Below are 8,209 nucleotides of genomic sequence, written 5' to 3' on the forward strand. Positions count from 1 at the left end.
ACGGCGGTTATTTTTCTGAACTCCGTTCTGAATAAATGCGGTATAATTTCCTGTTCATTCATAAATAAAAAGCCCCGGTAAAGTTAGTAGTTACTGAGGCTTTATCTTTTTAAGTGAAGACTGTCATTTCTTGGCAACTTTTCTTATTTCCATACTATTGCCTTCTCCCTGCAACACCGGGCAGCCTTTTGCAAATTCAACTGCTTCTTCAACAGAATCAGCTCTTACCGTAATGAAGCCCCCGATAGTTTCCTTGATGTCGCCAAACGGTCCGTTGGTAACTACTTTGCCGGCGTTCGTTGCTTTCACAACTCTGGCATCCGCAAATGGTAAGCCCGTTCCGCTTACAAATTTGTTTTGGGCAGAAATGCTTCCTATCCAATCCATTGTTTGTTTCATCCAGATTTGCATCTGTTCCGGTGAAGCTATTTTGCTACCGTCTTCATGTCTCATGATTAATACGTACTCGTCCATTGTTTTTAAGTTTAAATGTTATAAAATATACCTAATAACAAATGGAATTTACCAAATTGGACAATAGTTTAAAGCTATTTTTTTTAATGATCAATTCAGCTTAGGGAAATTGTACCAAATAAGGATTTGCCCTAGATGATTACGGCAGCAATATATGCATCAGCGGCGCCTGGTGGTAAATGGGATAGTATAAATTGCATTTGTTGGGAAATATAACAGCATGATCTTTTGAAATGGTAGAATTTAATTGAGAGGGAACAAGAGAATGGATGGTGTAAAAAAAGGCCGAGATTTTTAATCCGCCAGATTCTGAGCTAAATCGGCGATTGCTTGATAATCCTAATCAAAAATCCCATCACAAATTAATGGAATCATAAACCCTGGATTACCTGCATAATATCATTTCGTCCCCAATGTTCTATGTATTTACCATCACGCAAGCGTATAAAATCCATTACATTAAAAGCAACCTGTTTGTTTGTAGGCTGATGTCCCATTATTTCCCCGGTATGTGTGGCATGTATAGTCTTGCGTGTCGCAACAAGATCATTTTCTCCAACCTGTTCGTGGATCACAATATTAAAATTTGAAAAGCCTTTATGCATCATCGTTATGAATTGTATAAGTCCGTCAACATTGTTTGGAACCGGACTTAGTGCTGTTTGGTTAATAAAATCATCTGCTACTATCTCCTTTAGAATTTCGATGTTTCCCTTTTCTAAAAATTCTTTGTTGAACCTTAAAACTATTTTTTTATTTTCTTCAACTGTCATTGCTGCTTGTTTTTAATTTTTAGGCGATGTTGCATTCGCCGCTTTTACAGAAGCAGTAAATTTAGAAAAATTGCCTGGATCAATGGTGTGATTACTAAATGAAAACGTACACCTTTTACAAACAATAACTTTATTTTATCACCCTTAATTACTATTATACTTGAACTGGTAATAGTTTTGGCGCATTAAGTAATTATTGAATCAAAATGATGAAGCACAACTTTACCCTTGCATTACTGTTAATTTCAGTTGTATCTTTTGCGCAGGAAGATGTGCCGAAGTCAGCATGGGTAAATTCTCCAATAAAGATAGATGGTAAAGCAACTGACTGGAAACTGCCCCTACGCTTATACGATAGTGGCACTAAATTGTTTTTTGCTTTTGCCAACGATGATACAAACTTGTATTTGTGTTTCCAGGCACCTGATGATATGTTTCAGACAAAAATCATTCGTGCAGGAATGGAAGTTGCGGTGGGTGTCAAAGGCAAACACACCGTGTCCATTAGTTTTCCTATTGCACAAACGTCCGCTTCCCTGCCTACAACTGACGATGCAGAACAACAAAGCCGACGTACCAATTTTATTTTACAAAATACCATGATGGAGGTAAAAGGCTTTGCTACGAGAAATGGTATCATCCCAATAAATGATACTTCAGGAATTCATGTTGCGATGAATTGGGATGACGACAATAAGCTCACTTATGAAATAGCCATACCCTATAAAAAATGGTTTGGCACCGGTTACAACATTGCAGATATTCCCAAAGACATAACACTGGAAGTAACGATCAATCCAGTCAGGCAGGCCCGTGATAAAAACGGTGCAGGACAAAACATTATGGAAGGAGGACAAGGTAAATTAGATGGCCGCCATCATCAACATACAGATAACGATGCTGAAACGCACGTGATGCCCGGCGAATATAAATACAGCCTGTACGAAAAAAGAAAATTGAAACAAAAGTTTGTACTTGCGGAAAATGGCGATGGGAAATGAGTGGATTCAAGTTAGCCGCCGCAGGGATAAACTCTCTCTTTTTATTCCTGCTTGGTTCTCATATAATGCTCACAGATCGTAATCGTCCTTTGCGTAATGATGGCTAAATATTCAGAAGCGTAAATTAGGTGCTGAACGATGCCGCTACCGGAATAAAACAAAGAAATGGAAATCACTTCTGCAATAAAAAAATTCTGATCTACTATCCTGATTTTTTTTCAAACAACAAACAAGCCGCTCAAAATATGAAACGGCCTGTTGAAGGTGTCGCGAATTTTCATTCGCTCAGGTTTAAACATAGGATGTAGTTTCAGCAGGTAAGCAGGGGTTGTTTAATATTAAGTTGTAAACCCTGTTGTTTATGATCATCAAACACCAGAGCTATTTTTGATTCTTCCCGGTAACGTCAATGAGTCTCTTAACTGCTTGTGTTAAACTACTTGTATGAGCCACAGTATAAATCCTTTCCGGGGTCAGGCTCCCAGCGCCACAACTCCACCGCGGCTTTCTTGTATAATTTTACATACCCTATTTCATCGCAGATATATTTCGCTTCACGTAAGTTTTGAATAACGTTTTTTTACCGGTTGTCAGTTTCCATTAATTCTATTTCTTTTTATATCATTAGCAATAGAATTTATCGTCGCGGGTATTTTCTCAAATTCGTGGTATTTATCAAAAATGAAATCGGCACCGGATGTTTTATATTTTAATTGTATATGATCATCTTCTCCGTTTAATAAAACAATTACTCTTGTATTGAGGTCTACTTCCTTCACTTTTTTCAATAAGTCAATACATTCACTGCCGGGCAAACCACTGTCTATTAAAACTACGTTAAGCTTTATTTCGCTCAGAAAGCAAGCACCTTCATCAAAAGAAACAGCGCCGTAAGCGCCAATAAAATTTTCAGTTTCGGAAAGCATCAGCCTTAGTCTTTCAATAATCAGCCGTGAGTTATCTACGATTAATACCTGCATGTAAATTTTTTGAATGCGCAAAGAACCTTAATTATCCAATAATTTTTGATAGCAATCTATGCCTTAGGTAAGTAGTATTTAATAACGAGTACAGGTAGTAGTTATACTATAATGGAGTATAATAGCCCGGCACCGTTCGTTGATAGTAATGTACCATCCCTGGCGAGAAAAATTATTTATCTAAGATCGATATCCCTTATAATGTTGTGAGCAATGGCATAGCGGGTTAAGTCAGAATTAGTAGCCAGATCCAGCTTTTTCATAATTCTTCCGCGATGAGTGCTGATGGTTGTAAGTGCCAATGAAAGTGAATCAGAAATTTGTGTAATTGTTTTGCCGGAGGCAAGGAGTTTGAAAATTTCAAATTCCCTGTTGGTAAGTAATTCGTGGGGCTTTTTATTTAGGTCGCGATATTCCAATAATTTTTCACCAATGTCAGGAGTAATATATTTTCGTCCCGAGAAGATTCGTTCAACAGCCGTAATCAATTCATACGGCGCAGCGTTTTTATTCATATATCCTGAAGCGCCAGCCTTTAAAACCCTGACCGCATATAATTCTTCGGGATAAATACTAAGTATCAAAACAGGCAACCCAGGTTTCGTAAGTTTTATTTGTTCCAGGGCTTCGAGCCCGCTTCTGCCCGGCATATCAAGATCGGATATTACAAGGTCAAAATCTTGTAAGGTTATTGCCTTTACCAGGCTTTCTCCATCGCTTACTTCTGTTATCTCCACATTGGGGTATTCATCTTTCAGAATCTGTATAAGACCTAAACGTATAAAGCTGTGGTCGTCGGCTAAAATAATTCGTTTCATCTTATTACAAATAATTTCAGATTTTATTCAGTCCTGTGGGGAACAGTCACCGTAATCTTTGTTCCTCTTCCCATCTTTGATTGCAAATCAAATTTTCCATTCTGCGAAAGCACCCGTTCTTTCATTCCTAATATGCCAAACGATTTTTTGGTTTGAATTGCAGTTGTATCAAATCCTTTTCCATTGTCTTTGATGGTTACATCAACTGTATCTTTAGTAATATTTAATGAAGTTACAACTTTGTCCGCCTGTGCATAACGCATAATATTGGTAAGCGATTCCTGGTATACACGAAAAATACAATTGGCAATTTCCTGCACTAAATTAATTCTTGATTCATTGGTCGTAAATTCCACAGATATGCCGGTGGCCGCCGCAAACTGGCGATTCAGACTTTCAAGCCCCTCGAGCAATCCGTGATTATCAATAATGCCGGGGCTAAGCTCAGTCAATATTCTTCTTACAGATTCATTACTTCCATCGAGCAGCCCTATAATATTTTTTAATTTGTTTTTAATAAGGCCTGATTCACCGGGCGTCCTTTTATCGATCCACGCAACATCCATTTTTATGGCCGTAAGTTGTTGCCCAAGCTCGTCATGAATTTCGCGGCCAATTCTCCTGCGTTCTTCTTCGCGTACCTGTGTAAGATGTGAGGCAAGTCTCCTTACATCTTCATGTGATTTTATTAATAGTTCTTCTGATTTTCTTTTTTCTGATATATCGATCCCAACGCCTATCAGGCAAGGCTTCCCTTCGAACATAACCCTCCAGCCATTGAAGTAGTATGGAATCTTCGTTTTTTCTTTTGTAAGGAAATGGGCTTCCACATCTGCCATTCCCCTGGTGAACACCTCCTCTCCTTTCTTTTTCAATAAATCTCTTTCACCGGCATCAAAAAAATCAAGCGGTTTCATCTCTAGTATTTCAGTATCGATATAACCTGAAACGAATTCGAAGTTTTTATTCCATCGAAGGAAGTTCCCGCCTTCATCATATAAATAAAATATACCGGGCAAACTGTTGATGATGGAATCGGAAAGATTCTTTTCTTTAATGATTTCGTCGCGGGCTTTTGTGCGTTCTGTAATATCGCGAACGAACGAGAGTATCCTGCCATCTGACAGCATTTTTGTGATACTCTCTATCTGCAGTATGTCGCCGCTTTTTATTCTTATTTTCCTTTCTGAAATTACCGTTTTACCAGCCGTTAGTTCATCAAAGCGCAACGGATTTTTTACAAGTTCTTCTTCCGGAACAAATTCATCAATTGTCTTACCTATGATTTCATCCCGGGAATATCCAGATAAACGGCAACCGCTTGAATTCACCGTTACAATGCGGCCATTGGCATCTGCTATATAAATTCCATCCGATGCCTGTTCCACTAAGGTTCTATATTTTTCTTCACTTTCTTTGAGAGCCAGGAGAGCGAGTTTCTCTTTTGTGATATCGGAAACGGTACCAAGATAACCGGAGAAGTGGTCATTTTTATCGTAAACGGGAACTGCTTTTCCACTTACCCATCTCACCTCGCCATTTGTATGAACCATTCTATACTCAGATGATGATTCTTTTTTCATTTCGACGTTCTCCTCCCAGTTCTTCAATACTCCCTTTCGATCTTCCGGATGTATCGATTTGATCCAGTTTGTTCCCAGCAATTCATCAAAACTAAGGCCGGTATACTCTACCATTTTAACATTGGCATATATCGTTTCACCTTTAACGTTAGTTTCAAAAATTCCGGTTGGTGCATTGCCGGCCAACGTGCGAAATCGAAGTTCACTGATACTTAATGCCCTTTCGGCTTCGCTTTTTTCGGTAACATCTCTTACAATAGCCATAACGTTGCCCTCCGGCAACATCCTGGAACTAACGTCCATTATGCGTATCACACCCGTCTTTGTCTTTATTCGTCTACGGGTAAGCGTTGTTTCGCCGGCTTGTAACCTCTCAAGAGGTATTGGTAATAGCACCAGGTCTTCCGCGAAAAGAAGATCGGTTATTTTCATTCTTATTAATTCACCCTTTGAATAGCCTGAAAAGTCTGCAGAGGCAAAATTTACATCAAGAATATTTCCGGTCATGTCGTGCACCACAATACTTTCGCTGGCTCTTTCAAAGAGGTTTCGGTACTTTTCTTCACTTTCCTTTGTAGCTTGTTCTGCTTTAATTCTTTCTGTAATATCAATACCCACGCCCAGCATCGCGGGCTTTCCCATATATTCAGTTCTAACTCCTGTAAAATAGAATGGCGTTACCTTCCCGTCTTTACTGATAAGCCTTGCTTCAGTATCGGCAAAGCCTTCCCTGTAGGCCTTTTCCATAGAAGCCATAAAGTGCAGATGATCTCCGGGTTCAAACAAATTAATCGGCACCATCGATCCTAATTCTTCAGCCGTATACCCTGAAATAGTTTCAAACGCTTTGTTCCAAAGCAAAAGCCTGGGCGTTTGATCCGACATGTAAAATATACCGGGCAAACTATTTATTATTTTATCCGAAAGGTCTTTTTCAACATGTAATTTCTGTTCCGATTCTATCCGCTTTTGCAGTTCATTAAACGCAGCTTGTTTGTTAGCGGTTACATTACAAAATATAATTGTAAGCCCGTCAGGTGACGGATACATATTATTTTGAAGCCACATCTCTTTTTCCTGGTTATACGTTTCTATAGAAATAGTTTGCTGGCTATCCATTGCGTCAATGCCGGCTTTATAAAAATTGCTACCTGCTTCATTTGGAAATTCAAGCCAGAAATTTTTGCCAATAAGATAATGGGCGGGTTTACCAAAAAAAAGTTCTGCTGCTTCGTTTACGTAGGTGAAACTCCAATCTTTGTCGAGAGCAATTACAGCATCCGTAATTCTTTTTAAAATAGCCTGCGTATTTACAGATGCTTGTTTCATTTATGAATGAATTAATACTTCCAGATGAGTAAGCGCAAGAAAGCATCAACATTCCACGATACTTTTAACAAAATTAGTATTAATTATTTGCCATTTCTATTGCGAAAAACCACACCTTATTTCACTTGTTCACTACATGCTTTACGGCAGCGCCTCAAATTCTTTTCTTTTCGTTTCAAACCATGTTTTCATTGCATCCGGCGTCTTCATAAGTTCTTTCATTTCATTCATTGCATCAAGATGATCCTTATCGCCTTTTGAAACATTTCCATACCATGTTTCTTGCTCATGTCAGCCATTTCTTCAAATGTGTTTGCATTAAACGCTATGTCGCACGCTCCCCCCAATTGTTTACAGGTCATAGTTTTCATGATTGTAATTTGTTTAGCTGTTTATTGATTTCGTTTACCGGGGAACTCTCCGAAGTGCCAAAGTATACCCGAGGGATCGTGCAGGAAACATTCGCTGCCCCAATCGTATTTTTTAATTGGCGTTAGTTTTACATTTTTGTATTTCGCTGTTAAGTTCAGCGCCAATAGCTCGATCCAATATTCATCAACATTCTCAACTTCCATAAAAACCATCGTATTATCTATCCAGTCTTTCACATCTGCGTCTTGTAGATAAAATCCAAGGCCCTGGGTTTTGAAATATGACATGTTGTGGAATAAAATGCTTTCCTCAAAACCCAGGTCGCGATAAAAATTCCTTGATACTTCAAAGTCTTTAGCACCAATAAAAGGGCGGATAGATAAGGCTTTTTGGTTCATGAAGTTTGAAAAGTTTAAAACAAGTTTTTTAATAAATTATTTGTCCACTGGCACCTCTATCTTAATGCGCATCCGCAATCAGCCACAGTTCACGGTTTCGTCCCGATCAACTTTATAATTTTCTTTCCGCCGCAATATTGATTTTAAAAAAAGTGTTCACCTCTTTGCTTTACTCTTTAATTTCTTCTCTCTTAAATAATCCTCCCGAATTTTAACAAGGTCTATTTTTGAACAATCGACCATTAGATGTCTTACTATTTCCAAAGGCATTTCTTCACCATCATTAAAATTGATGCAGCCTTTTTGAAAGTTTGCTTTAGGCAAAAGAGATTTATATTTCGAGTATAATGTATTGGAGCCATATATCGGCAAAACATGTAACGACATATAATTTTTAACTCCTGCCAGCGCATATTTCATTGAACCTTTTGCTTTATAAATAATCATTTCCTTTCCCATCATTGGCTCTATTACGGGAATA

At 38.3% G+C, this 8,209-nt stretch carries 9 protein-coding genes; 1 reads left to right on the forward strand and 8 read right to left on the reverse strand.

Annotated elements, in window-relative coordinates; all coding sequences use genetic code 11:
- Positions 1-123: 123 nt before the first annotated feature.
- Both ACO1O5_RS16840 and ACO1O5_RS16845 read right to left on the reverse strand, forming a co-directional pair.
- On the reverse strand, positions 124-474 hold the full coding sequence (locus tag ACO1O5_RS16840; RefSeq protein ID WP_486272278.1) for a YciI family protein: 351 nt from the start codon (positions 472-474) through the stop codon (positions 124-126).
- A 371-nt stretch (positions 475-845) separates the two neighbouring features.
- A complete protein-coding gene (locus ACO1O5_RS16845) occupies positions 846-1,247 on the reverse strand; it encodes an ester cyclase (RefSeq protein WP_486272280.1) in 402 nt (133 codons plus the stop codon).
- 206 nt (positions 1,248-1,453) lie between these two features.
- On the opposite strand from ACO1O5_RS16845, the gene ACO1O5_RS16850 reads away from it, so the two are divergent.
- A complete protein-coding gene (locus ACO1O5_RS16850; protein WP_486272282.1) occupies positions 1,454-2,248 on the forward strand; it encodes a hypothetical protein in 795 nt (264 codons plus the stop codon).
- A 590-nt stretch (positions 2,249-2,838) separates the two neighbouring features.
- Here ACO1O5_RS16850 and ACO1O5_RS16855 read toward each other — a convergent pair.
- From ACO1O5_RS16855 to ACO1O5_RS16880, 6 genes are all read right to left on the reverse strand, one after another.
- A complete protein-coding gene (locus ACO1O5_RS16855; RefSeq protein ID WP_486272284.1) occupies positions 2,839-3,228 on the reverse strand; it encodes a response regulator in 390 nt (129 codons plus the stop codon).
- A gap of 176 nt (positions 3,229-3,404) precedes the next feature.
- Positions 3,405-4,046 (reverse strand): response regulator, encoded by a 642-nt coding sequence (locus ACO1O5_RS16860; protein ID WP_486272286.1) that lies wholly within the window; start codon positions 4,044-4,046, stop codon positions 3,405-3,407.
- Positions 4,047-4,069: 23 nt separating this feature from the next.
- The gene (locus ACO1O5_RS16865; RefSeq protein WP_486272289.1) at positions 4,070-6,958 is read right to left on the reverse strand and encodes a sensor histidine kinase; all 2,889 of its coding nucleotides are present in this window, start codon (positions 6,956-6,958) and stop codon (positions 4,070-4,072) included.
- A 227-nt stretch (positions 6,959-7,185) separates the two neighbouring features.
- Positions 7,186-7,329: a hypothetical protein gene (locus ACO1O5_RS16870; RefSeq protein WP_486272291.1), complete on the reverse strand. Its 144-nt coding sequence runs from the start codon at positions 7,327-7,329 to the stop codon at positions 7,186-7,188.
- A gap of 21 nt (positions 7,330-7,350) precedes the next feature.
- Entirely contained in the window at positions 7,351-7,728 is a 378-nt protein-coding gene (locus ACO1O5_RS16875; RefSeq protein WP_486272292.1) for a VOC family protein, read from the reverse strand.
- A 156-nt stretch (positions 7,729-7,884) separates the two neighbouring features.
- A partial coding sequence (locus ACO1O5_RS16880) for a hypothetical protein (RefSeq protein WP_486272294.1) occupies positions 7,885-8,209 on the reverse strand: 325 nt, incomplete at its 5' end.

Source organism: Ginsengibacter sp., assembly GCF_057362405.1.

What these genes read in the sequence shown, in the direction of transcription:
- ACO1O5_RS16845 (WP_486272280.1), bottom strand. Translation starts at nt 1,247, where the DNA reads ATGACAGTTGAAGAAAATAAAAAAATAGTTTTAAGGTTCAACAAAGAA.
- ACO1O5_RS16865 (WP_486272289.1), bottom strand. Translation starts at nt 6,958, where the DNA reads ATGAAACAAGCATCTGTAAATACGCAGGCTATTTTAAAAAGAATTACG.
- ACO1O5_RS16870 (WP_486272291.1), bottom strand. Translation starts at nt 7,329, where the DNA reads ATGAAAACTATGACCTGTAAACAATTGGGGGGAGCGTGCGACATAGCG.
- ACO1O5_RS16860 (WP_486272286.1), bottom strand. Translation starts at nt 4,046, where the DNA reads ATGAAACGAATTATTTTAGCCGACGACCACAGCTTTATACGTTTAGGT.
- ACO1O5_RS16840 (WP_486272278.1), bottom strand. Translation starts at nt 474, where the DNA reads ATGGACGAGTACGTATTAATCATGAGACATGAAGACGGTAGCAAAATA.
- ACO1O5_RS16855 (WP_486272284.1), bottom strand. Translation starts at nt 3,228, where the DNA reads ATGCAGGTATTAATCGTAGATAACTCACGGCTGATTATTGAAAGACTA.
- ACO1O5_RS16850 (WP_486272282.1), top strand. Translation starts at nt 1,454, where the DNA reads ATGATGAAGCACAACTTTACCCTTGCATTACTGTTAATTTCAGTTGTA.
- ACO1O5_RS16875 (WP_486272292.1), bottom strand. Translation starts at nt 7,728, where the DNA reads ATGAACCAAAAAGCCTTATCTATCCGCCCTTTTATTGGTGCTAAAGAC.